This window comes from Thermogutta hypogea (assembly GCF_055386265.1).
Genome location: NZ_AP042425.1, coordinates 1134806 through 1160587, shown reverse-complemented (window position 1 = coordinate 1160587; position 25782 = coordinate 1134806). Strand labels below are relative to the sequence as shown.

Genomic DNA, 25782 nt, shown 5'->3' with positions numbered 1-25782 from the left:
TCTCATAGTACCCCGAATTTGAGGCAGCCGCGTGCGACGCCAAGCCCACCAAAAACCTGGCATGGCCGTCACCATTCCGGCCGGACCACGCCTGCGCGGGTTCCGCTGACGTAGGACGACCGTCCCCGACTTTACAAGGCGGCAGAACAAGCTACAATAGCAGTTCCGACAGGTTGGAATTAACTGTGTTTCGCCCAACTCGGCAGAATCTCCAAATCGCATGTCGGGCCGGCGAGAGACCGGACGGTAGCGAAATTAGAGAACATAGGCTAGATTTGACATATCGAACTCGTGACGCTGCTTGGCGCGAAGCTTTGGTTGTCCGATCGGTATCCATGGGTTGTGGCGCGTGACCGGTAATTTCGCCTCTGGTCGCGGACGTGGCTCCGGTCACGCCGGAAAACCCAAAAACGGGCGCATAGCTCAGTTGGTTAGAGCGCGTCCCTGATAAGGACGAGGTCCGTGGTTCGAATCCACGTGCGCCCATTGGCTTGATTTGCATTAAGGCCGTGCATTAGGGTTCGTTGCGCGAAGTCGCCGTTCAAGCGGCATTCCGGCACGGGTTCCAAATCCCCTTCTTTTCCTGCCGGCAGCAATGGAGTCTCTTTGTCGCCGATTCCCCTTTTCGCAAGCGTGCGCCGTCCTTACGGATCGCAACCGCTAGCATGTTAACGCTCAGCACGGTTATCGCCCCCGTGCCTACCCCTGTAATCGCTCCCGCAGCGGCTCGCCCCGCCGCCGAAGCAGATGCCGTAATAGGCCCCGTCGGAAAAGCCAGGGTAGGTGACCGTTGTGTTGCGAGAGGGATCCCGGTTTCGCTCCAACTGGGGCCCGACGAGGTACCGTTGCCTGAACCGATGCCCCTACCCGAACCTGAACCCGCGCCGCCGGCGTAAGACCAGCTCCACCAGCTCGCCGTGCCGTTTTCGATGCCGGTCACGTGGTTGGTGGCCGACTCGTTCACGTCGGGCTCCCCTTGACCCTGCCAGGTTTTGGTCCACCGGTACCGGTAATCGTAGTCGTCGTAGGTGGCGTTCTGCCAGGTGCCGCCGGTGTCCCAGGTCTCTAGGCCGTCTACGAATTGTGTTCCCCATCCGGACGCGTAGCAGGTCGGCCAAGCGTCTGCTGGAACCATTCTTCATACTCTCGCGCAGCCGCCTCCCCTTTCGGACCTAAAGGAACTCCCATTTTTCCTAACCCGTTTAGCAAACTCGCGGCAGTTCGCCGCAGCCCGAGGTCCTCGTCCTCCAGCATGCTAATCAGCGTGGGCACGGCCGGAGCAGCCTCCGGCCCTAAATCTAAGATCGCACACTTGGCTTTGTACCTCTTGCTAGGTTTCCGCAACAATGCCACCCACTCCTCCAATGTCTTGCCTTCACTTTCCCGAAGGGGGTGGTATGGCGGCCAACGCTTGCCCAAATAGTCGATCCCCTTGCTCCAACAGGCATCCCCCGCTTCCACCGGGGTGAAGCGAAGATTGATAAGGCGATGCTTGCGAGCACACTCCAAAACCCGATCCGTGGCAAAAAAGGCCACCGGCGATAGGTCCGTGGTAAACAAATCGTGCCCCGTACTCGCATCGTACTGGAACACATAGGGCAAGGGCGGAGGTCCCCGCCGGCGACTATATGTCTCCGCAACATTGTCGGAGCGGTTCCCACATTCCTCGCAGAATCGCACGTCCACATAGCCACTGGCCTCGAAATCCATCCTTCCCGCAAAATGACGCCGGCCGTCAATCCAGAAGTATGCCGGCGCCTCGTCAAGCGACAGACCCCTCGGGCCAGGCCCAATAAACGTCACCTTGCCCCCCAACTCCAGCCGTATCCCACACTCCTGCATCGCCTTTACGAAACGCTCTGAAACCACCAGCAACGGATAGTCGCCGCAGGCCATGGCGTCAGGCCAGGTTTTCGCGCGCTGTTTCCCCAAAACGACTTTAAGATCACCACGCGGCTCCCTCCTACCTCGGCCACATTTCGGGCAAGGCCCAGCATCAATGAGGCCCTCCGCGATCTCGTAAATCACAGGCATCCCGCGATTATCGAACGAATTGTCGCTGAAGCGGTAAAACCGTGTCATTTGTACTTCCCCGATTGGCGCAGCTTATACATGAAATCTAGAATTTCCTCACGGCTGGCATGGGGATTGTCGCGGAAGAACTCGCGCCACTCCTTATTGAAATCGTAGCTCCACTTCTGATGGTTACCGACAGGTCCTCCTTCCACCCAGCGGCCATACTTGGGGTCGTCGATATCGAGCCCAACTCGCCTCCAATGTTTTTGGAATTCCTCCGCCTGCGGTAAATCGTGGTGCCATTGCGGCTTCACCATGCCCGCCGGCGGGTCGGGCCTCAGAGCCCGGAGGCTTCTAGGTGATATTGCTTTGGCAGTGTCCGCCGCCTTATCGAGACCCTTGACGGCCGCGGCCGCGTCATCGCCGTATTTTGCCAGGTACCGGGCAGCCTTACCACTCTTGCCCACGGCATCCCCATAGATGGGGATCATCGAGGCCGCGGACAGCCCAGCACCAGTCCAATCCCCGCGGGCAGCGGAGATGGCTGCATTAGCCGCGTCGCAGGGTTCGCCGAGGACAGGGAGAGTGCCCGCTACGTCCAGTCCGGTCTGATAGTAGTCCAGGTTCTGACTGAAATAATAGGCGTAAAGACCGGCATAATACCCAATGGCACCCAAAACCCCTCCTGAACCATCACCACCCGTTGCCTGAGTGGTCGCAACGCCGCCCTCTCGGGCCGCTATCTGAGCAGGTTGAGCTGGGTTTTGGGGCCCATCGACGTTGCTGTCGAGACTTACCTGCTGGACGGTCGCCGCCGGCCCAGGCGAGCCGCCAACTTGTCCCTGCCGAAGCAGCAGTTCCTCGTCGCTATAGGCAAACGGGAACATGCCGCAGTCACTGCCGGGATAGTCGCTGAAGGCGTCGCCGAGGTAACTGAAGTATGCCTCTCGGCCGCCGCCGTAGCCCATGCCGTAATAGGCCCCGTCGGAAAAGCCGGGATACGTGAGGGTCGTGTCGTAGGAATTGTTCCACGGGCCGGAGGACGAGCCCTCGTCGGTCTGCGTTCCTTCCTCGACCGGGTACGTGTGCCTCCACCAATAGCTCGCCGAGCCATTCTCCAGGCCGGTGACGTGGTTGGTGGCCGACTCGTTCACGTCGGGCTCCCCTTGACCCTGCCAGGTTTTGGTCCACCGGTACCGGTAATCGTAGTCGTCGTAGGTGGCGTTCTGCCAGGTGCCGCCGGTGTCCCAGGTCTCTAGGCCGTCTACGAATTGTGTTCCCCATCCGGACGCGTAGCAGGTCGGCCAAGCGTCTGCTGGAACCATTCTTCATACTCTCGCGCAGCCGCCTCCCCTTTCGGACCTAAAGGAACTCCCATCTCTCCTAACCCGTTTAACAGACTCGCTACCGTTCGCCGCAGCCCGAGGTCCTCGTCCTCCAGCATGCTAATCAATGTGGGCACGGCCGGAGCAGCCTCCGGCCCTAAATCTAAGATCGCACACTTGGCTTCGTACCTCTTTTTAGGTTTTCGTAACAATGCCACCCACTCCTCCAGTGTCCTGCCTTCACTCTCTCGAAGAGGATGGTATGGCGGCCAGCGCTTGCCCAAATAGTCGATCCCCTTGCTCCAACTGGCATCCCCCGCTTCGACCGGCGTGAAGCGAAGATTGATAAGACGATGCCTGCGAGCACATTCCAAGACCCGATCCGTGGCAAAAAACGCCGTCGGCGATAGGTCCGTGGTAAACAAATCGTGCCCCTTGCTCGCATCGTACTCGAACACATAGGGCAAAGGCGGAGGACCCTGCCGACGACTATATGTCTCCGCAACATTATCGGAGCGGTTCCCACATTCCTCGCAGAATCGCACGTCCACATAGCCACTGGCCTCGAAATCCATCCGTCCCGCAAAATGACGCCTCCCGTCGACCCAGAAATATTGCGGTGCCTCGTCTAGCGACAAACCCCTCGGGCAAGGTCCCATAAACGTGATCTTACCCCCCAACTCCAGCCGTATCCCACACTCCTGCATCGCCTTTACGAAACGCTCTGAAACCACCAGCAACGGATAGCCGCCGCAGGCCATCGCGTCAGGCCAGGCCTTCCCCCTTTGTTTGGGCAAAACGACTTTCAGATCACCCGATGGTTCCCTCCTGCCTACCCCACATTTCGGGCAGGGCCCATGATCAATGAGACCCTCCGCGATCTTATAAATCACAGGCATCCCACGATTATAAGAGGAATTGTCGCTAAAGTAGTAGAACCGTGTCATTTGTACTTCCTCGATCGGCGCAGCTTATACATGAAATCCAGAATTTGCTCGCGAGTAGCCTTCGGATGAGCTTTGAAGAACTCCCGCCACTTATCATTGAACTTGCGGCTCCATTTCTGGTGGTCGCCGACAGGTCCTCCTTCCACCCAACGGCCATAAGCCGGGTCCTCGATATTGAGCCCAACTCGCTCCCAGTGATCTCGGAACTCCCTCGCCTGCGGTAAATCGTGGTGCCATTGCGGCTTCACCATGCCCGCCGGCGGGTCGGGCCTCAGAGCCCGGAGGCTTCTAGGTGATATTGCTTTGGCAGTGTCCGCCGCCTTATCGAGACCCTTGACGGCCGCGGCCGCGTCATCGCCGTATTTTGCCAGGTACCGGGCAGCCTTACCACCCTTGCCCACGGCATCCCCATAGACGGGGATCATCGAGGCCGCGGAGAGCCCAGCACCAGTCCAATCCCCGCGGGCAGCGGAGATGGCTGCATTAGCTGCGTCGCAGGGTTCGCCGAGGACAGGGAGAGTGCCCGCTACGTCCAGGCCGGTCTGATAGTAGTCCAGGTTCTGACTGAAATAATAGGCGTAAAGACCGGCATAATACCCAATGGCACCCAAAACCCCTCCTGAATCATCACCACCCGTTGCCTGAGTGGTCGTGACGCCGCCCTCGCGGGCCGCTATCTGAGCAGGTTGAGCTGGGTTTTTGGGCCCCGCGACGTTGCTTTCGAGACCTGCCCGCTGCCCATCTGCCGAGGACCCAGGCGAGCCGCCAACTTGTCCCTGCCGAAGCAGCAGTTCCTCGTCGCTATAGGCAAACGGGAACATGCCGCAGTCGCTGCCGGGGTAGTCGCTGAAGGCATCGCCGAGGTAGGCGAAGTACTCTTCCCGGCCGCCGCCCTGATCCATGCCGTAGTACGCCCCCGCGTAAAAGCCGGGGTATGTGACGGTGGTGTCGTAGGAGCGGTTCCACGGGCCGGAGGACGACTCCTCGTCGGTCTGCGTTCCTTCCTCGACCGGGTACGTGTGCCTCCACCAATAGCTCGCCGAGCCGTTTTCGATGCCGGTCACGTGGTTGCTGGCCGAGCTGCTCGCGGCGCCGGCCCCCTGGCCCTGCCAGGTCTTGGTCCACTCGTACTCGTAATTGTGGTCGTCGTAAGTGGCGTTCTGGTAGCTGCCGCCGCTGTCCCAGGTCGCCGCGCATGGCCGGTATCGCGCAGCCGTGAGGGACAGACTGACCTTCGTGACTAAAGCTCTTCAAGCTTCTTCCTCAGCGACTCCCAGTCGCGTTCGACGGCTGGCGCGATGGTGCCACCAATGTTCTTCTCGTAGCATAGGGTATATTGTTCGATTTTGTCGGGCCAACGGTCATCGCCGTACGTAAATCCCTCCAGGAAATCGATAGCGCCTTCCCTAATAAACAGAATGAAATCAACGCCCACACTGAGTCCCGGAATGTCAGCGTGAACGTCACCGAGTTCGAAGGATCTGCGCCCCCGAAGCCTCGGGACATCAGGGGGTATCTCAAAATGGGTGAAGAAACCCACTCCGCTGAATTCACGTTGTGCCACGTTCGCGCGATCGAACTGCGCGCGGAGAACTGCCAAAATAGGCTGATCGCCTGCAAGGAGCATCTCCACTACAGTTCGCTCTAGTTCAGAAAGAGGAATAGAGTCATCCATCTAAATCAATTCAGCGAGTACCACGCGGAATGGAAGCGGTGCCGATCCGAACTATTCCCGAAGGATCACTCCAGCCCGTGACGATGATTTTTTGCCCCTCTAGTACCACCTCTACGTCCGTGAACACGCCCGACGTGATTCCGCGACGTCCGAGTTCTCTTACCACCGCGTCTTATAGCGTTTTGTGAGCGGCGGCGAAGCGGTACCCGGAGATGCTCTCCCGTTGGGCTTCCCTCGGATGGACCGCGGCCAACGCGATCTGACGGATCATCTGCCGGGAAGCTTGCGTCTCCACGCCGTGGAGCTTATCATACTTTCCGGTCAAGGACACGGTGAAAGGGTTCATCCTGACTTGGTAGGCTTCGTTAACCGACTTGCGACTCCCGTCGCGACCATCGCCGACAAGTCCACTATTGAGGAAAAGAGCAATTCCCCGGCACGCGTCCGCTTGGCGGTCTCGACAAAGATCGCGGCCGGCAATTCCGCCGTGGTGACGTTTTCCAGGGTGCGAGAAATATCACACTGGCAGCACTCTGCTTCGCGAACCAATCCATGGTTTCACGGAAGACCATGGGGTTCCATTCTTGCCGAACCATGTCGATCCCAAACGCTGCAAACCATATCTTCCGGACACCATACCCGCAAACCCCCACGCCATTAGTACCATCAACACCAGCTTGAAAGCCATTGGAAAGGCCTCCCATGATCACGCAACGACACACGTTCGCAACGGCTGGTTTCATTCTGGCATGGACTATCGCTTCGATCTCGGCATCGCATGTTCGATCCGATGATCGGCACGACGGCGATGGGCGGGTTACGATCTCTGGGGAATTGAAGCAATGGCACAAGGTCACTCTGACGCTGGCCGGTCCCTTCGCCCACGAGAGGGACGACGATCCCAATCCGTTCACGGACTACGCCTTTGAGGTGGAGTTTCGGCATGATTCCGGCGAACCGGTGTATCGTGTTCCCGGCTATTTTGCGGCTGATGGGAATGCGGCGGAAACCTCGGCCGAGGCCGGGGCTTGCTGGCGTGCCCATCTCGCGCCGGACAAGGCGGGCGTGTGGCATTACCGGGTTGTGTTTTTGAAAGGGAAGCACGCGGCCATCGGCGGAGGCGGAACCGAATTGCCGCCGTACCACGGTGTGAGCGGCCAATTCACGATTGCCGAATCCGACAAGTCGGGCCGGGACTTTCGAGCGCGAGGTCGCCTGGCCTATGTCGGCAAGCACCATTTGCAGTTTCTGGGAAGCGGCGAGTACTTCCTCAAGGCCGGGGCCGACGCTCCGGAAACCTTTTTGGCTTACGAAGACTTTGACGGAACGGTTGCGACTAAGAAAAACGTCCCGCTGCACAAGTGGACGCCGCATATCCGCGATTGGCGCCCCGGCGATCCCACTTGGAAGGACGGAAAAGGCAAGGGCATGATCGGAGCGTTGAATTACCTCGCCTCTCAGGGAACCAATGCGTTTTCCTTCCTAACGTACAATGCCGGCGGCGACGGAGACAACGTCTGGCCTTTTGTAGAGCGGAATGCCAAACTGCACTACGATTGCTCGAAACTAGACCAATGGGCGATCGTCTTCGATCATGCGACATCCCTGGGGTTGTACCTGCATTTCAAACTCCAAGAACAGGAAAACGATGATAACCGCCGCGAGAATAGCTCGTCCGTCCCTGAGTCGCTCGATGGCGGCGCTCTGGGACCGGAACGCAAACTCTATTGTCGCGAACTGATCGCGCGATTCGCCCACAACTTGGCGCTCAACTGGAATATCGGCGAAGAGAATACCCAGTCGCCGGATGAGCAAAGAGCAATGATTCGATACATTCACGAGACGGATCCCTACCGACATCCGATCGTGATCCACACGTTTCCGGATTGGCAGGATCGGGTTTATTCCAAACTCTTGGGAGATCAATCTCTTTTGACGGGCGCCTCGCTGCAAAACGGCTGGAATGAAGTGCATCGACGCACGTTGCAGTGGGTACGAGCCTCCGCGGAGGCCGGGCGGCCCTGGGTCGTGGCCAACGACGAGCAAGGGCCTGCCTCGCTGGGTGTTCCCCCTGACCCCGGGTATGAGGGCTTCGACGGCACGGCCAAATCCAAACCCGGCGACAAAGGATACACTCTTCACGACATCCGCAAACACACGCTTTGGGGCAACTTGATGGCGGGCGGGGCCGGCGTTGAGTATTACTTCGGCTACCAACTGCCGCAAAACGATCTCTTGTGCGAGGACTATCGGAGCCGGCAACAATCCTGGGATTATTGCCGCATCGCCTTGGAATTCTTTTCCCGTCACAAAGTTCCGTTCTGGAACATGGTCAACGCCGACGCATTGGTCGGCAATCATAAGGGCGACAATTCGCGCTACTGTTTGGCGCTGCCGGGTGAAATCTATGTGATCTATCTCCCGACCGGCGGGACGTGCGAAATCGACCTCTCGGAGACCTCGGGAGATTTCGCGGTGAGATGGTACGATCCTCGAAACGGCGGAGAATTGCAGATCGGCTCGGTGAAAGAGGTAACAGGCGGAAAAACCGTCTCGCCGGGGCCGCCTCCCGCGGATGAAGGTGAAGACTGGGTCATTCTGTTACAAAAGAGCCGCCGCTGATCTCAAGCTCGACGACGGAACGGTCCGCGCCTTTTCGCGCAGCCCCCGAAGGGCGAGCCTCGCACGGTGAAGAATCATGCGAAACCACCGGTCGGCCGTTCCCAAAACCGTGGCAGGGAGCAACCCGAGTCTGCGGCGAGCCGCGGTCGTCGCCACCCGAATAGACACGGCGGGGACCACGGCTGGGACCGCGCGAGTCGTTGCAGCCGTCGAGTTGGCCCCCGGAGTAGGCCGTAAAGGAAAAGCTGTCGGGCATGTGGTCCGCCGACGTTGATCTTTCGGTCGTGCCACGAAAACCAGTGAAAGCGGGGACAGCGTCTTTTTCCCGCCGACGGATGGCCGTTCAGGCTAAACGCCCGTATCTCAAAAGCTCATTGTTCCGAAAGAAACGGTCTTCCGCGTAGACACGGTTGTTCCGATTCTGCTGCATAGGTCGCTCGTCTCGGTCAGGGCGATATCAACGCCCCGCAGCGCCGACGTGCGAATCGTCTCCGCCGCGCCGCGAGGGCTCTTGTCGTGCGCTGCACGCTCACCGTGATTCCATCACGTGCTACCTTATAGAGTGGGCGGATGCCATTGCAACACGGCATAGACGATACTTTTTTCGCTGCGTTCGTCGCGTGCTACATGCGATGCCGAGGGAGGCGAAGCCATGTGCCCGGAGGTATGCCGGAACGAAACCCCAGGGGCCTCGGCGGCATCTGAGCCGTTTTCCCATTTCGCGCTCTTGAGCCGAATTTCTCACCAATTCCTGCGACACCGTGATCAGGGTGCCCTCGACGCGATCCTTCAGTTGTTGCTAGAGCAGTTTCATAGTGAGCTCGGTATTTTGGGCTACCTCGATGCGGAGGGTCGCCTCACGTGCCCGACCTTGACTCGCCATGTCTGGAATCGATGTGCACTGCCCGATAAGCGCATCGTCTTCGACATATCCGAACTGGGCGGCGTCCTGGGAGAAGTCTTACAAAACCGGCGAACGGTGATCAGCAATACAGCCCGGCCCGTTCCCGTGGGGCACGTTCCCATCCACAATTTCCTCGGCGCCCCCATGGTTTCGGAAGGGACTTTGATCGGCTGCATTTTCCTCGCCAATTCCGCCCGAGATTATGACGAACAAGAGGCCCGACTGCTGGCTCAAATCGGCGTTTATTTGGCTCCGATCGTGGAGGCATGGCGCAGACGGTTGGACGAGGAACAACGACGGGAACGCGCCGAGCTTGAGCTTCAGAAGTCCGTTGCTCGCCTCCGCCGCTCGATGAAGAGGCTTCAGGTCTTGGCCTCGATCGGCAATCTGGCGGACGGGGATATTGACGAAGACTCCCTCGCGGAAACCGTCTTGCAGATGCTTGAGGACGCCGTAAAAGACCTTCCGCACTCAGCGATTCGGCTGATTCTTCACGGACGCCTTTATCAGTCGCACGATTTCGAAGAGACACCGAATAAGATCTCAGCAGGCATTTTCGTCGATTCCAGCTACGCCGGGGCTGTTGAGTTATGCTTCAATCCCGCGGACATACCCGACGAAGACCGCCATCAAGAGCGACTTTTCTTGATGGAGGCCGCTGAGAGACTCGGCTCCATCCTCTCTCGGCGTCGCGCCGAGGAGGAAATCGCCGCCACCAAACGGCATTTGGAGGTACTCCTCGAAACCACAAAGATTCGGTTGAGCGTCATTGACGAAAACGGCACGGTGCGCTATGTGGATCCGTGGCAAAAAAAAGTTCACGGCGATTTTCAGGGCGCGTCGGTCGACGCGTACTTCCTGGCCCGCAACGTTCAGGACGCCGACTGGATCCAAAACGTCCTCGAAGCCCTGCGTGACAGAAAGAAAACGGCATTCGAGCATCGACTCCGTGGGCCGGATGACGCAATTGCGCAAACCACGGCGATTCCGTACCAAGATCCCACGGGAGACTCGTGGTGCGTCGCGACCATCACCGTCGATGTGACGGAACAAAAGCGATTGGAGTCGGCTTTGAATCACGCGAGAAGAATGGAATCGGTTGGGCGACTCGCCGCGGGCGTTGCCCACGAACTCAATACGCCCATTCAATATATCGGAGACAACCTATCTTATCTCGCTGAAGCCTTTCATCACGTTTTTCGATTGGTCGAGGCCATGCATCATGCTGCGGCCGAGCTTGGGCCGAGCGCGGCCGAAAACCACTCGCAACTGCTCCAAGCTTTCGACTGGGAGTATCATCGCGACGAAGTCCCTAAAGCCTTGGAGGAGTCCCTGAGAGGCGTCGAGCAGGTCGCCCATATCGTCCGTGCCATGAAAGTTTTCTCTCACCACGGCGGCCGAGAAAAGCAAGACGTCGATCTCCACCGGATGCTACAGGCCGCGATCGATATCTCTCGCAACGAATGGAAGAACGTCGCGACAATCCAAACGGAATTTGATCCCAAGCTGCAAAAGGTCCCTTTACATGCTGCTGAATTCAACATGGCCGTGGTGAATCTAATCGTGAACGCAGCCCAAGCGATCGCCGAACGTCCCGATCTTACCTCACGCCCGGGCATCATCGTCGTGCGCACCAAGACCCTCGACGACTGGGTGGAAATCCAAGTGGAAGACAATGGGCCGGGCATTCCCAAGGAGATTCAAGATCGCGTTTTCGACGCCTTCTTTACGACCAAAGAGGTCGGTAAAGGCACCGGGCAGGGCTTGACGACGGCTCACCACACGATTGTAAAAATGCATGGCGGAACTCTTCAATTCCGGAGTAAACCGGGAGAAGGAACGATCTTTTTTATTCGTATCCCGCGATCACGCACAGGCGGAAAGACCGGCAGCGAAAACTCCACCGGCCTTCCTCCGGCATCGGCAACGGAAACGGCGACGCCAGCCGCGGTCGTTGTGTCCGGATGACTGCGGCACAGTATTCGGGCAGAGCGTCCCGAGTATGTACGAGTTCGCGTCCACCGCCCACGGCATCTCAGGAAACGGAAAAGGCCCATGCATCCCCCCACGGTCCTTTTGATCGATGACGACGTCAACATCCTCCACGGTCTGACCCGCACGTTGCGTCGACAACCTTATCGTTTCCTGACGGCACGCTCCGCGGAAGAGGCCATGCTGCTCCTGAAACAATGGCCCGTGGACGTCATCGTCTGCGATGAACAATTGCCGGGGATGCGCGGGAGCGATTTACTCATTTGGGCGGCCCAGCACATCCCCGACGTTGCCCGCATCGTCTTAACCGGCCGGCCCGACGTCGAAACCGCGCTGAAAGCCATCAATGAAGGACGCGTCTTCCGATTCTTCACGAAACCGTGTAACGAAATCGATCTCGCCATAGCGATCGGCGAGGCGATTGAACTACGTCGTCAACAGAAACGCCGGGATGATTCGACCGCAATGGCATCCCGATAGCATCCGCTCGCGACGTCAGCGGCAAGTCACCCCGTGTCCTTCACACGCGGCACTTCCCGCCCCCCGGCAAAGGTAGTGCGGGGGATCCGGGCCGCCCCGCAGACGACGACGGCCTCGATATGGGTTCCATCCGCGACGCAGAACCGCGGCATGGATTTCCCTCAATTCCCTCGCTTCTCTCCGGCTTGCGGCTTGAATCGGCGGCGAATTACCCGGACAATAGTAGTTTCACGGATTTGCGATCAGCCGAATCGATTGCGGCCGAGCTGTTAGGTCTTCCGAAACCCATACTTGGCCAGCATTCGCCCCCCATCGGATGGAGTTTTTGTGGATGTTAGAGCCTTCCGACGGCAACCGGCCGGAACTCGGGCGATATTTCCTCTTCCTCGCCCTATCCATGGCAATCATCGTTGCCAACTTCTATTTCATGTCGCGGTTTTCGCGAAAAGAGGGGCCCAACGTCGCCCAAAACCCGGCTTCTCCGGTCGAAGCACATCCGAACCAAGCGACGGAAGTGGCGGTACGATCCGACTCTTCCGGGACGGCGCCGGACGGCGGCGATTCCTTGCAATCCGGCAAAGCCCCCGTCCTTGAGCAGCCGGCGGCAGGCAGTGAATCAGGCGAGCAAGCCTCCCCATCGACGGAGGAGGGGTCCGAAGAGCGGGATGCGGTTGAGATTCCGCCCGATCCGCCTCCAGCTTACTACACCTTGGGAACCCTGGATTCCGATCAGCCTTATCGAATGCTGGTCACGCTCACCAATCAGGGGGCGGCGGTAGTGCGAGTTGAGCTGAACAATCCCCGTTATTGCGACACGGAGGCTTGGGGCGGCTATTTGGGCCACATCTTCGAGGACTCGGGGCTTATCGGGGACGGTTGCCCGGTGGAGGTCGTCGGCCCCGGTACCCCGGCGGCTGAGGCGGGATTACGCCCAGGCGATCTTTTGCGATCCATTGACGGGCAAAAGGTGCTAGGTCTTCGCTCTCTCGAAGCTATTCTCGCTCGCACGCGACCGGGCCAGAAGGTCACGCTCAGCGTCCTGCGAAACGATGAGCCCCTCGAGCTGACCGCCACCTTGCGCCGCAAGCCGCTGGAAATCATTCGTCCGGAAGATTCGGCTCCCCTATCCTTTTTGGCGACTTTGGCACAATTCGACAAAGATCGCCTTCTGGACCGGCGCCTCGTGTTTGAGGAGAAGATTCAAAAAACCCAGAGCCCGATGGAACGCGAGGAGCTGATTCGACAGGAGCTGGACCTGGAATTGCCCGGCGTCTCTCTGCGCGGCCGAACGTGGCGGGTCCTGCCTGAAGACGCGGACCCGCGTAAGCCGGCAAGCTGGCCCCGTGACGCCGCCGGTTTCGAAGACGGCATTCGTGCCACGATCCGCTTCGCCGTTTGGCTCCCTGACAAGAATCTCGTCCTCACCAAGACCTATCGTCTCGCCAAGGGGAACCTCCAACAGCTAACCAACCTGGACGAAACCAACTATCATTTGACGTTGACCCTGGACTGCTTCAACGTCGGCGATCGCGAGGCCGCCGTGGCTTATCAACTGGACGGCCCCAACGGCCTGCCCACGGAAGGCTCCTGGTATGCCCGCAAAATGAGCAACAGTTGGTCCGCCGTCGGCCTCCGCGACGTCGCCGTCAAGCTGGGAAACGGCAGCTTGCGGTTGGTGTCCTGCTATTCCATCGCCCGGGACAAAGCGGGCGTTCCGTGGAAGGACGAAACGGACAACGTGACGGCGGTGGGCGTCGACGCGCAGTACTTTTCGGCCATTTTAATCCCGCAGAAGGAAGCCGCGGATACGCACTGGTTCGAGGACGTGCGTCCGTATCGCATCGGCACCCCCGAACGCGATTACGAGTTCTTAACGAACGTCTCGTGCCGGCTCACGAGCTTGCCGGTGCCGCTCTCGCCCGGAGGCTCGCTCAGCCACACATACCAGATCTTCCTGGGGCCTAAACGCCAGGACCTTCTCAGCGCATACGGCTTGAGCGGATTGATTCAGTACGGCTGGTTTTGGTTTGTCGCCGAGCCGATGACTCGTTTGCTGCACTTTTTCCACGACTACATGGTCTTCAACTACGGCCTGGCCATCCTGATGCTGACCGCCATGGTGCGACTATGCATGTTTCCGGTCAGCCGAAAGCAGACGCTCAATGCCCAAAAGATGCAGGAGTTGCAGCCGGAAATCAAGCGAATTCAAGAGCAATATAAAGACTTGCAAGAGCGCAATGAACGCATTCAAGAACTATTTCGACGACACAACTACAATCCTTTTTCCGGCTGCCTGGTGTTGTTCATTCAGTTACCCATTTTCATCGGCTTATACAAAGCCTTGGCGATCGACGTGGAACTGAGACAGGCTCCCCTGATCTCCGAAAGCATCCGTTGGTGTGCCAATTTAGCGGCACCGGATATGTTGTTTAACTGGAGTTTTTTGTGGCCGGATTGGTTCAATCGCGGTCATGGCATGTTCGCGTTGGGGCCTTACTTCAATCTTTTACCCATCCTCACCATTGTGATCTTCCTTTGGCAACAAAAGAAGATGATGCCGCCGCCCGCCGATGAGACCGCGGCCATGCAGCAAAAGGTGATGACGTTCATGATGATTTTTATGGGCGTCCTGTTCTATAAGGTGCCCAGCGGTTTATGCTTGTACTTCATCATTTCCAGTCTATGGGGATTGGGGGAGCGCCAGGTTTTGTTGCAGATGGCGCCTGCCGGGGATGCCGCTCCGAAAAAGCCGTCGCAGCCGCGATGGCGAAGCGCGGTCGCGGAATGGGTGCGGAAATGGGACCGTGCACTGCGGCAAACGGTGGACGGACGCAAACCTCCCAAACCCGTGGAGAAGGAGAGGAAGCCCCGGCGGAATCCCAATTCCGGCAAGGCCCGGCAACGCAGTTGAGTGGTATCAGTCTGCATCACTATGGGCGCGAGTTGGGATGAGACCATCGCCGCCGTGTCGTCGCCCTTAGGGCCCGCCGCCAGGGGAATCGTCCGGATTTCCGGTCCTGAGGCTTGGATCGCGGTTGCACGCGTGGTGGCTTCGCCGGACCTCGCAGACCGACCGCCTCCTTCCGAAGCAACCGTCATGCCGGTGCTCCTTCGCCCGGCGGAAATCCGTCACGCTTGGCCGGGTGAGATCTTTTATTGGCCGGAAGGCCGAAGTTACACGGGCCAAACCTGCGTGGAAATTCATACCTGGGGCAGCCCCGTCCTCCTCGAAGCCTGTCTCGCCGGAATGCAGGTGCGTCTCGCCAGGCCGGGAGAGTTCACGCTACGTGCCTTTCTCGCCGGTCGCATCGATCTCGTTCAGGCCGAAGCCGTGGCCGCCGTGATTGCAGCCGGCAATGACGAAGAACTGGCCGCGTCGTTGAGACAATTGGCGGGTGGCATTCGCCGACCGCTTCAGGCAATTCGCGAAGATCTGATCGATCTGCTCGCGGACATCGAGGCCGGGCTGGATTTCGCGGAGGAGGATATCTCCTTCTTACCGCGCAATGAAGCGGAACGACGCGTGCGCGAAGCCCAGGACGAACTTCGCCGAATTCTGGTTCGACTGCGTTCGCGGGAGGATGCTCGACGAAGTTACCGCGTGGTGCTATGCGGTCGACCGAACGCGGGCAAGAGCAGCCTCTTCAACGCGATTCTGGAAGGAGAAAAGGCCATCGTATCGGAGCTGCCGGGGACGACCCGGGACTATCTGGCCGTGGAAACGGAGCACCGTGGGATTCCCCTCACGCTGATCGACACGGCGGGCGAAGAGGAATTCGCCGCACTCGAATCCCAACATTCAGCGGTCCCCAAGCTCTTGCCCCCGGATGTCGTCCGCCACGTCGAAGCGTCCCCCCGAGGCGATGCTTTGAGCGCGGCGGCGGCTCGTTCCGCATGGGAAACGATAAGAGCCGCCGATTTGATCGTCTTTTGCACGGACTGTCGCTGGGAGCTCACGGACCAAGAGCGACGTTTCCTCGCCGCCGTTCGCCGGCGCTGTCTCGTGGCTGCCACCAAGTGCGACTTGGCGGGAGCTTCAGACACTTCCCACGCCGACGTTCGGACGAGTGCCGCCTCGCGCGAAGGCGTCGATCATCTCCGCGAAATGATCGTGACGCGATTGACGGAGCCGGGCACCACGCGCGACGAACTGCCGCCCTCCGGCCCCCATGCTCAACAATGCGTGCTTTCGGCGATCTCCGCCTTGGACGAGGCCCTGAAGCGGCTGGGCGAATCCCTGGAAGAGGAATACGTAGCGCTCGCGGTTCGGGCGGCACTCGAGGCCTTAGGAGAAATCGTCGGCGCCGTCTACACCGAAGATATCTTGGACCGGATCTTTTCTCGCTTCTGTATCGGGAAGTAGGCTACGTTCGTGCTCGGCAACACGGGTTCGGCTTTAGGTAACCGCCCGTTCCCAGTTGTCGAAAGTGATCGTGGGGGCGACCGCGTGTCTCCGCAGAGCGGCCGTTCATCCCACCCGTCTCACCCGACTGCCGGGCTCACCGTGGTCGGCGGTTTTCACCCAAAACGCCCGGTAATGTACGACTCGGTTTCGGCCAAGTGCGGGTTGCTGAAGATCGCGGTGGTAGGGCCGTATTCGATCAGACGCCCGAGATAGAACAGGGCCGTGAAATCGCTGACACGGGCCGCTTGCTGCATATTGTGGGTCACGATGACGACGGTAAATTCGTTCCGCAACGAGTGAATCAACTCCTCGATCTTGTTGGTAGCGATCGGATCGAGCGCTGAGCACGGTTCGTCGAGGAGAAGGACTTCGGGCGATCCGGCGATGGCCCGGGCGATACAAAGCCGCTGCTGCTGCCCGCCGGAAAGCCGCAAGGCGTTCTCGTGCAGGCGATCCTTGACTTCGTCCCATAAGGCCGCCGAGCGGAGACTCTTCTCGCACACCTCGTGCAAGACCGCGCGGTTCGAAACCCCGTCGATGCGCAACGGATAGACGACGTTTTCATAGATGCTCATGGGAAACGGATTCGGCTTTTGAAACACCATGCCCGTCCGTTTCCGCAATTCGATGACGTCCACGGAAGGCCCGACGATCGACTCGCCGTTCAATCGCATGTCGCCGGATACGCGAATCCCATCGATGAGGTCGTTCATGCGATTCATGCATCGCAACAACGTGGACTTGCCGCAGCCGCTGGGACCGATCAAGGCCGTCACTTTGCCCCGCGGAATGCCCATGCTGATGTTGAAAAGGGCTTGCTTCCGACCGTACCAAAACGAGAATGCGTCGATATGCAGAATGCTATCGAGCCGCAGCATTTCCTCGTGGATTTCGCTCGCAATGCTTTCGCCGCGGGCCACAGCTTCCAGCCGCGAAGCCCCTGCTTCGAGGTTCTTCAGAACGTCAGGCCGGCGCAACAACTGCCGGTCGCGGCTCCCGTCGGATCCGGTCTCTACATCGGACGGAGCGGTCCGAGCCGACGCAGGCAAAACCGAGTCTCGCATCATTCATCTCCCGTTGTCGCAATCTCGCGTCCGCGATCCGCCGAAACGATGCTCACCGATGCCCGACCGGGACACCTTGTCGATCGCGAAATCGGCCTCGCTGGTTATCACTCAAAAGTGCCCCACAACAAAGCGTTTCCGCAAACGATTCCGAAGATAGACCGCACTCAAATTCAATGTAAGAATCACCACGATCAGCAGCAACGTCGTGGCGTAGACGATCGGTTTGGCGGCCTCGCTGTTCTGACTTTGGAACCCCAAGTCGTAGATATGGAATCCCAGGTGCATGAAGCTCCGTTCCAGATGGAAAAAAGGAAATCGATGATCGAAAGGCAATTCCGGTGCGAGTTTGACGGCCCCGACGAGCATGAGGGGAGCCACTTCACCCGCGCCCCGCGCCATGGCCAAAATGGTACCCGTCAAAATTCCCGGCATCGCTTGCGGCAGGACGACCCGGCGCAACGTCTGCCATTTGCCGGCACCGCAGGCGTAGGAACCCTCGCGCATGGAATTGGGTACGGACGCCAATGCCTCCTCGGTCGCGACAATTACCACGGGCAAGGTCAACAAGGCCAACGTCAACGAAGCCCAAAGAATGCCTCCCGTACCGAATGTCGGATTCGGCAACCGGGCCTCGAAAAACCAGCGATCGATTCCGCCGCCCACGATGTAGCAGAAAAAGCCTAATCCGAAGACACCGAACACGATGCTGGGAACCCCCGCCAGATTGTTGATGGCAATCCGCACGGCACTGACGACGGCGCCGCTTTTGGCGTACTCGCGGAGGTACAAAGCGGCAAGCACCCCCAGCGGGACCACCGCCACGCTCATCAAGAGCGTCATCATGACCGTCCCGAAAATGGCCGGGAAGACTCCCCCTTCGCTGTTCGCCTCGCGCGGTTCGTCGCTCAAGAATTCCCAAATGCGTTCGAAGTAGATCTTGAGTTTTCCCGAGAGGGTCAGTTTGTTGGCCGGATAGGCCCGCACGACATCCGCCAAGCTAAGCGTCGTCTCCGCGCCGTCGGCCGTCTTCATTTTCAAGTTATATCGAGCCATCTCATCGCGAAGTTCTGCGATGCGCCGGCCGACCTCTTCGTACTTCTGCGTCAACTGCGCCTCCGTTTCTTGGAAGCGCTTCTCGGCCTCTTGATATTGGTCGGAATGCTTGCCGTATTTCAGCTCCACTTCGCGAAGCCTCAGTCGGGCCTCTTCGATATCGTGGTTAATGTCACCGAGAGCGACTTTCTCCAGTCGCTTGACCTCGCTTCTTTGCCCGACGACATGGGGAAAAACGCGTTGAAACTCTTGCCAGACTTTCTCCGGCGTCTCGGCCGCGGTTTGGTCGCCGATCAACAAGGCCTCGGGAAACCCATAGAATCGGCCCCAAGCCAAACGTTCCAGAACGAAGGCCCACTCGGGGCGCGTTTCCGTCCCCGGAACGACTTCCGGCGCGGCGACCCAGCGAAAATGCTCGTTGGTCAACTCGAAATTGCCCGTCCGCAGCAAACGGCGAAAGACCCATCCTTCGCTCGACCGCATGGCCTCGCGATAGGCGGCGAGTGTTTCGTCGGGCAGATCGGCGAGCTTGGCCTCCTCCGGCTTGAAACGCTCGCGGCGCGTCACCTCTCCCATCGCGACGCTACCGTCGCGGAGTTCGACGCGAATTACGGCGGTGGGCCAAAACGTGAGGATTGCATGATACGCGATCAGCACCAAGAGACCGCCGATCATGGCCAACGACACGACCAAGGCTCCCCCGCTGAGCCAAACCAGCGGCTCTCCTCGCGCGGAGACCAACTCGGCCGACCGCGACGTTCGGCGCCGCAAGCGCGACGCCTCCGCCGCGGTGACTCTCGGTTCCATCGTCGCAGTACTCATGAGACTACAACCCGTCCGGTTCGATTCTTACAATTGCGCAGCTCGTTTGCGGAAACGCATCCGAACCGTCTCCGCGGCGGTATTCACGACGAAAGTCACAAGGAACAGGCACAATGCCGCCAAGAACAGCATGCGGTAATGGGTACTATTCTGCACGGCTTCCGGCAATTCCACGGCGATGTTGGCCGACAGCGTGCGAAAGCCGTTGAAGATATTCCATTCCATGATGGGAGTGTTCCCGGCCGCCATCAAAACGATCATCGTTTCGCCGGCGGCTCGACCCAGACCGACCATGAGGGCGGAAAAGAATCCGCTGATGGCCGCCGGGATGACAACCCGGACCGCTGTTTGCCACGGTGTTGCGCCGCAGCCGAGCGATGCGGCTCGGAGGTGGCCCGGAACGGCGGATAGCGCATCCTCCGCAATGGTGAAGATGATCGGAATGATGGCGAAGCCCATCACGAGCCCCACAACGAAGGCGTTCCGCTGAATATAGGTACCCATAACCGATCCGCGAGGGTCCCAGCCCAGGATTTCGGAGATGAACCAACCTAAACTCCAAGCCAGGCCCAGCGTCGCGGCGGTGCCGATGATGAAGGAGAGGAGTTGGACGGCCGCCCAAAAAGTCGCCGACCTTCCGCTCCACGCGGAACGAAGCGGATGCAGCAGTCGCCGCGAGAAAAACCATGCGACGATGATGGCGGATGCCGGGAGCAAGACGATTATCCAACCCGCGGCCCCGCTGCCTTTCCCCCCGTCCAGCCAGTGCCGAAAGCTGCCATCGAACAGCAAGTCCTCCACGATCGGACCGATTCGATAGGCAAGGCCGACGCCGAGCAGGGCGAGGAGCGTCACAAAGGCCAAGCGAAAACGCTCCAAGCGTGCCACCCACTTGAAATTCAGGAAGACCCAAAGGTGCCCGCCCAACAGAGTCATGAACGGCACACAAAACAATGCCGCCAAGACGAATGACAAACGCATCTCGACCCACGGCGCCAAAACCAAAGCCGCGATAAAGCCAAGTACGACGCTGGGAAGACCGGCCATCAGTTCAATGGTGGACTTGACTCGGGATCGCCAAATCGGGTGAACGAATTCACTGGAGTACACAGCCGCCGGCAAGGCCAAGGGAACGGCGAACAACATGGCAAATAGGGTGGCCTTGAACGTGCCGAAAATCAACGGAACCAGGCTGTATTTGGGTTCGAACTCGTCCGTGCCGCTGGAGGACTGCCAGATATACTCGGGCTGCCGCATCCCCTCATACCACACCCGGCCGAAAATCGTCTGAAAAGTAATACCGGCGTGCGGCGCGTCGATCCGCCATAGGCTGACTTCCTCGGGTTGCACGCCAACCAGCAAGTCCTCTTTGGGGGTAAGACGAATCAAGGCGGGAGCCGGCGTCGAGAGTCGCGTTCGGGCGACCAGTTGCTCCGCCGTGCCGTGCAAAAGCTGAACGGTGCCGTCCGCATAGGAAACTGCAAACAACCGGGAACGCTGCGAGGCGGAAATATCCGCGACGGCGGCAGGTCCGGCCGGATAGGTATGCGCACGAAGCAGGCGGATGCCGGCGGCTTCGTTCTCTCCGCCCTGTTCGCCGCCCGAAAGGTTGACGGTAAACCAGCCGTGAACGCGACCGCGACTGTCCCCGATGAGAAGCGTCGTTTTCCCGATCAGAAATCGAGCAACCGTTACGGCGGCGTCTTCGTCGGAAAAGAGGCTCACCCTTTCGACCAGCCGGGGCGCGGTCAAATCACGAACATCAAATCGCAACAATTGACCGTCCGGCCAAACGAGCAGAACATTGTCCATCGCGCCGGTCAGGAAGACATTCGGGACGTTCGCCTCCATGTCCCGCCGGTGCTCGTCCAGACGAATCGAGCCGCCCGTCAGCCGAACGCTCTCCTCACCCGTCAACAAATTAAGTTGCTTGCGTACAGACTCGACGAAGAGCGTTCCATCAGCCGCGAGGGCGGCGAACGCCGGATCCTCGCCGCGAAGCGTAAGATCAATCGCCAAGATCGCCGATTCGCTAAGTTTATTGGGAGACGAAATCTCGCAGGCCAACCGCTCCCAGCGAAACTGCCCTTCCCGGGTCTTCTGAATCACCCCTTCGCGAAAGGCCATGACCGATCCCGGGGCGGCTCCAACCAGGGCCGCGGGCACCTCGGCCTCGGCCACCAGCGATGCCGTAACGTTCAAAGAGAATAGACGCACCGTTCCGTCAGCGCCGCCGAGAATGCCTCGCCCGGTCCTCTGATCGTAGGCCCAGCTCGGGGACTCACCCTCCGCCCAAAGTCGTACGGTTTGGACGGCTCTCGCTTCGCCCGTCGGTTGCACGGGGTAAAGTCGCACTACGCCGTCGTCCCCCAGACTCCACAGGCAGGTACCGTATTCGCTGGCCCCTACCAGCAGGCATGGCACACCGTTCAAGCGAGGCTTCGACCCGGCCAGGCTCATCCCTTGCCGGGTCGAGCCCGCGATCGCCGGTGAATGTTCCGCAAGCGCGCTTCCGGGAGAAGGCGATTGTGCCGCTTCCAGTGATTGATCCGGGCCGCCTGGGGTCACACTCGGCGCTGTTATGCCGTCTCCGGCGTGGTGTTCATCGGCTGCGGATTGCGCTGTCACCGGCTCCATTCGGCCGGGCCGAAAAAGTGGAATGACGGTCCACAGAAGAAAGAGAAAGACGCCCGATACGGCGATGATCGTCCCGATTCCGCCGACCGTGATCAACGCCCTGGCTACGCCGTCGACGAGGCGTACCCGCCACCGGTTTCGGAAGATCCGAAGCTGCGACCGACGCCGCCCTACCGCAGTGCTGGGCACCGATTCCGGCTCGCCGCAAGTTTCTCCCGGCCGAGGAACCTCGTTTTCCTGAGGAGCCATGGATAGCATCTCAACAAAGCACCTGCCGCCAACGAGAGGACGGGCATAACCTCGAAGGCGGCAGGGCATCGGGAGCTAAGATGTACAGACTTGGCATGGGAATCTGTCGGCCCGTCCTAATTCCCATCCAAACTCGCGCGGCATCCCGCAACCGCAAGCGCGCAAGCCGAAATCACTCTGCGGAAAGTCCCGCCGACTCCAGGGCTTTCTTAGCAATCGCGGCGGTAACCGGAAAATATCCGTCTTTGACAACCTCGGCCTGTCCCTGCTTGCTGAACACGAACCTGACGAACTCCGCCCGCAAGGGGTCGAGCTGAGTTCCAGGCTTGTAGTTGACGTATAGGTACAGGAACCTGGCCAACGGATAATCACCCGTATAGGCGTGAGTCGGGTCGGCCGGGACCATCGGGGAATTCGCCTCCAGAGCCAAGGGAATTGCTCGTACATCAGCGGTCTTGTATCCAATCCCGCTATAACCGATCGCATAGCGGTCGCTGGCTACACCCTGAACCACGGAGGAACTCCCCGGCTGTTCCTTGACCTCATCCTTGTAATCGCCGTTGAACAGAGCGTGTTCCTTGAAGTACCCATACGTGCCCGAAGCCGAATTCCGGCCGTAAAGGCTGATCGGCCGCGATGCCCAGGCTCCCGTCAATCCGGCTTGCCCCCAAGTACGGATGTCGGTCGGATAACCTCCCTTTCGCGTCTTGGAGAAGATGGCGTCCACCTGCTGCAAAGTCAGCCCCTGAATCGGGTTATCCTTGTGGACATAGACGGCCAGCATGTCGAGGGCGGTCGGGAGCGCGATCGGCTTGTACCCGAACTTGGCTTCGAATTGGTCGATCTCGGCGGACTTCATCGCCCGACTCATCGGCCCAAACTGGGCCGTACCGGCGATCAACGCAGGCGGAGCAGTCGAGGACCCCTTGCCTTCGATCTCAATCTGAACGTTGGGATAAAACTTGCGGAACCCCTCCGCCCACAACGTCATTAGGTTATTCATGGTGTCGGATCCGACACTCTTGATGTTGCCCGACACGCCCTGACGCGGCTTGTAGTCCGGGAGCGCAGGATCCACCGTGACTTGCGCGAAACACAATCCTCCCATCACCAAGGTCGCCGCCAGCGAGGCCGACAACGGCCGAAGGAAGCCACACAGTCGAAGTCCCATCACTCAAGGTCTCCTCTTCTAAATCTCCACGTTGCAACACACGCCGCACGTCCAACCCAAAGCGGACGATCGCAGCAATCCAGATCAACTACGGAGCATTGTAGAGAATGATTGTTAGGATTTCGTTAAGGAATTGTTAAAGTTGTGTTAAAGAATTTACGCCTTTAGTGTGGTATGATATACCACTTAAATACGTATCCCGTCTGGCACGTGCGCGTTGTTCGCGATCCGATTCTTGGCGCGGAAGTTTTCTCCAGAAGGCAGATTCGAAGATTGCGCGGTACGGATCTCCCACTCGCCCGCAGAATCGAAGATGCGGACTGAAACCCATCGTAAGTGCAAATCTTTGTACCATTTAAGAGTTATGTGATCTAACATTCCGACCGTTCGGGAGCTGGTACCGTGCGAGCGTCTCGGTGCACCCCGCGAATGGTCCCTGTGGGAATAAACAGTTGTCACGTGAACCTCAGGCGGGACCTGGAAAAGCCCGCGCATTCGACCGATCTCCAGCGGGAGGAGGTGATGCTTTGACGAGTCACCGGGCAGAAGGCGGTCCGACGGCGCGATCCGGAGCGATTTTGGGCCGCCGACGGCCTTGGTGAGTATCTCCGCCGGAGACGACGCACCGCACACCTGAATCCAAAACGAGGCGAAAACAGGGACGGTCGGCCGGAATGACGGGCATCCGGACTTTCAGCGCATTTCACTTCAAGCAGCACTTTTGGTTTCGGCCCCCTCACGGTACACTATAGGATTCTGAATGGAAAAGTGATTCAAGGTAGTGATTGCGTCACGGTTTTTGGGGCGATGACGATTCTTTAGGCAGATCGATCGGGTGAGAGAAATGACAAAACCGCACCGACAAATCAAGAAAGCAAATCACGGTAGACGTCCCGCCAATGCCAAAGCGCGGCGGAAAAAGCGCTGGGTCGTGAAGACATGAGCATGAAACGGTCGATACTTGCGCCCTAATAATTTCGCCGAAGGGGTCTGCTGCGCCGAGTCTCGCCGAGACGAGTGTGCCGGGAGGGAATCCACCACGTAACGAACGGATGCCGGATCCGTTTCCGCAAGGAGTCGTGTGACGTGGCCAAGAAACCGTTCATTCTGGATCCTGCTCAAATCGATACCGAAACGGTCATCGCGGACATCCACGAGATTCGCAAGTACAATCCGCAACGGTTCGATATGGAGCAGCTCACGGCGGTCTGCTACGAAGACTCGGAGCAGGCGGTATGCGCGGGCTACAAGGATTTGAGTCCCAACGAGTTTTGGGTGAGCGGTCACTTCCCGGGGATGCCGCTCATGCCGGGTGTTTTGATGTGTGAAGCTGCCGCTCAATTGGCCAGCTATTACACCCTGAAGCATCGGCTGATGAACGCTCCGATGGTCGGGTTCGGCGGGTTTCAGGACGTCCGATTTCGGGGAATCGTTCGGCCTGGGGACCGCTTCGTGATCGTTGTGCGCTTGTTGCGAGCAAGGGCGACCATGATGACGTGCGAGTTCCAATGCTTCGTCAAACAAGCGCTTGTGTGCGAAGGGATCATGCTCGGAATTCCCTTGACGCCCGAGAAAATCATGGCCGAAAACGACGGCGAGGGCGAGAAGTCCTGAATGTTCGGCCGCCTTCGAAGGCGACTCATTTACTCAGCCGATCGGCCCCGGGTGGGATCGCCGCAGCCGAACTGCGATGTGCGACTGACGCCGACGGCCGCACGTTTCTCACCAAGTTTGCAGCCGTCGAACGGTGAAGTGAACGTCGGAAATCAAAATGGGCCGTCCCGCCTTACGGAAAATCGATCCCTCCCTGGATCTGAGCCGGCATTTCCTGGAGGCGGCCACCTTGCCGCAGCCCTGGAGTTCCGAGGTCTTCTTCGGACGTCAAGCTCCGCTTGAGGTCGAGGTCGGTACCGGCAAAGGGATGTTCCTGCGAAAGGCCGCGGCGGGAACGCCCGAGGTCGACTTCTTGGGCATCGAGATCGCCCTCAAGTATGCTAGATACGCGGCCGCCGGCCTGGCCAAAGCGGGATTAACCAACGCGGCGGTCATCCACGGCGACGCCGTGAGGTTCTTCGCGGAATGGCTTCCCGATCAATCCGTCCACGCCGTCCATGTGTACTTCCCCGACCCGTGGTGGAAAAAACGCCATTGGAAGCGGCGTGTGATGCGGGAAAGCTTTGTTCGCGACATCGCTCGAGTGCTCGCTCCCGGCGGTCGATTGCACTTTTGGACGGACGTGGCGGAGTACTTCCACGAATCACTAGCCCTCATCGCCGCATGCACTTGCTTAGACGGACCGTTACCGGTTCCTGAAAGGCCGGCTGAGAACGATATGGACTTTCGCACACACTTCGAACGGCGAGTACGTTTGCAAGGCGGGGTCATCCATCGCTCCGAATTCCGAAAACCGTGAGCGA

17 protein-coding genes and 1 tRNA gene are annotated in these 25782 nt (G+C 59.2%); 9 read left to right on the top strand and 9 right to left on the bottom strand.

Annotated elements, in window-relative coordinates:
* Window positions 1–412: 412 nt before the first annotated feature.
* Window positions 413–486: transfer RNA gene (locus tag ACZ5B4_RS04015), tRNA-Ile, on the top strand.
* Window positions 487–1074: 588 nt separating this feature from the next.
* On the opposite strand, the gene ACZ5B4_RS04010 is transcribed toward ACZ5B4_RS04015, so the two are convergent.
* The 5 genes from ACZ5B4_RS04010 to ACZ5B4_RS03990 form a co-directional block, all read right to left on the bottom strand.
* Window positions 1075–1710: a HEAT repeat domain-containing protein gene (locus ACZ5B4_RS04010; RefSeq protein WP_464913149.1), complete on the bottom strand. Its 636-nt coding sequence runs from the start codon at window positions 1708–1710 to the stop codon at window positions 1075–1077.
* A gap of 368 nt (window positions 1711–2078) precedes the next feature.
* On the bottom strand, window positions 2079–3341 hold the full coding sequence (locus tag ACZ5B4_RS04005) for a hypothetical protein (protein ID WP_464913148.1): 1263 nt from the start codon (window positions 3339–3341) through the stop codon (window positions 2079–2081).
* Window positions 3281–3916 carry a hypothetical protein gene (locus ACZ5B4_RS04000; RefSeq protein ID WP_464913147.1) on the bottom strand — a complete coding sequence of 212 codons (636 nt, stop codon included), beginning with the start codon at window positions 3914–3916 and terminating at the stop codon, window positions 3281–3283. The genes ACZ5B4_RS04005 and ACZ5B4_RS04000 overlap by 61 nt, the downstream gene beginning before the upstream one ends.
* Before the next feature lie 368 nt (window positions 3917–4284).
* Entirely contained in the window at window positions 4285–5352 is a 1068-nt protein-coding gene (locus ACZ5B4_RS03995) for a hypothetical protein (RefSeq protein ID WP_464913146.1), read from the bottom strand.
* 176 nt (window positions 5353–5528) lie between these two features.
* Complete coding sequence (locus ACZ5B4_RS03990) at window positions 5529–5963, bottom strand: hypothetical protein (RefSeq protein ID WP_464913145.1); 435 nt, start codon at window positions 5961–5963, stop codon at window positions 5529–5531.
* Between the two features lie 702 nt (window positions 5964–6665).
* Between ACZ5B4_RS03990 and ACZ5B4_RS03985 the strand changes: the two genes are divergently transcribed.
* From ACZ5B4_RS03985 to ACZ5B4_RS03965, 5 genes are all read left to right on the top strand, one after another.
* Window positions 6666–8585 carry a glycoside hydrolase family 140 protein gene (locus ACZ5B4_RS03985; RefSeq protein WP_464913144.1) on the top strand — a complete coding sequence of 640 codons (1920 nt, stop codon included), beginning with the start codon at window positions 6666–6668 and terminating at the stop codon, window positions 8583–8585.
* Window positions 8586–9237: 652 nt separating this feature from the next.
* Window positions 9238–11457: an ATP-binding protein gene (locus ACZ5B4_RS03980; protein ID WP_464913143.1), complete on the top strand. Its 2220-nt coding sequence runs from the start codon at window positions 9238–9240 to the stop codon at window positions 11455–11457.
* Between the two features lie 87 nt (window positions 11458–11544).
* A complete protein-coding gene (locus tag ACZ5B4_RS03975; protein WP_464913142.1) occupies window positions 11545–11961 on the top strand; it encodes a response regulator in 417 nt (138 codons plus the stop codon).
* Between the two features lie 331 nt (window positions 11962–12292).
* Complete coding sequence (locus tag ACZ5B4_RS03970) at window positions 12293–14872, top strand: YidC/Oxa1 family insertase periplasmic-domain containing protein (protein WP_464913141.1); 2580 nt, start codon at window positions 12293–12295, stop codon at window positions 14870–14872.
* Window positions 14873–14893: 21 nt separating this feature from the next.
* Window positions 14894–16324, top strand: a complete 1431-nt coding sequence (locus ACZ5B4_RS03965; protein ID WP_464913994.1) for a tRNA modification GTPase — start codon at window positions 14894–14896, stop codon at window positions 16322–16324.
* A 155-nt stretch (window positions 16325–16479) separates the two neighbouring features.
* Here the strand turns inward: ACZ5B4_RS03965 and pstB are convergent, their stop codons facing one another.
* The 4 genes from pstB to ACZ5B4_RS03945 form a co-directional block, all read right to left on the bottom strand.
* Complete coding sequence (pstB, locus tag ACZ5B4_RS03960) at window positions 16480–17433, bottom strand: phosphate ABC transporter ATP-binding protein PstB (RefSeq protein WP_464913140.1); 954 nt, start codon at window positions 17431–17433, stop codon at window positions 16480–16482.
* Between the two features lie 108 nt (window positions 17434–17541).
* Window positions 17542–19308, bottom strand: coding sequence for a phosphate ABC transporter permease PstA (pstA, locus tag ACZ5B4_RS03955; RefSeq protein ID WP_464913139.1), 1767 nt, complete (start codon window positions 19306–19308; stop codon window positions 17542–17544).
* Window positions 19309–19335: 27 nt separating this feature from the next.
* On the bottom strand, window positions 19336–22194 hold the full coding sequence (locus tag ACZ5B4_RS03950; protein ID WP_464913138.1) for an ABC transporter permease subunit: 2859 nt from the start codon (window positions 22192–22194) through the stop codon (window positions 19336–19338).
* Window positions 22195–22366: 172 nt separating this feature from the next.
* Window positions 22367–23365 carry a PstS family phosphate ABC transporter substrate-binding protein gene (locus ACZ5B4_RS03945; RefSeq protein ID WP_464913993.1) on the bottom strand — a complete coding sequence of 333 codons (999 nt, stop codon included), beginning with the start codon at window positions 23363–23365 and terminating at the stop codon, window positions 22367–22369.
* A gap of 844 nt (window positions 23366–24209) precedes the next feature.
* Here ACZ5B4_RS03945 and ACZ5B4_RS03940 point away from each other — a divergent pair.
* The 3 genes from ACZ5B4_RS03940 to trmB all read left to right on the top strand — a co-directional run bounded on the left by ACZ5B4_RS03940 (window position 24210) and on the right by trmB (window position 25778).
* The gene (locus ACZ5B4_RS03940) at window positions 24210–24308 is read left to right on the top strand and encodes a 50S ribosomal protein bL37 (protein ID WP_464913137.1); all 99 of its coding nucleotides are present in this window, start codon (window positions 24210–24212) and stop codon (window positions 24306–24308) included.
* Window positions 24309–24451: 143 nt separating this feature from the next.
* Window positions 24452–24979 (top strand): 3-hydroxyacyl-ACP dehydratase FabZ family protein, encoded by a 528-nt coding sequence (locus tag ACZ5B4_RS03935; RefSeq protein WP_464913136.1) that lies wholly within the window; start codon window positions 24452–24454, stop codon window positions 24977–24979.
* A gap of 157 nt (window positions 24980–25136) precedes the next feature.
* Window positions 25137–25778 carry a tRNA (guanosine(46)-N7)-methyltransferase TrmB gene (gene trmB, locus ACZ5B4_RS03930; RefSeq protein ID WP_464913135.1) on the top strand — a complete coding sequence of 214 codons (642 nt, stop codon included), beginning with the start codon at window positions 25137–25139 and terminating at the stop codon, window positions 25776–25778.
* Window positions 25779–25782: the final 4 nt, after the last annotated feature.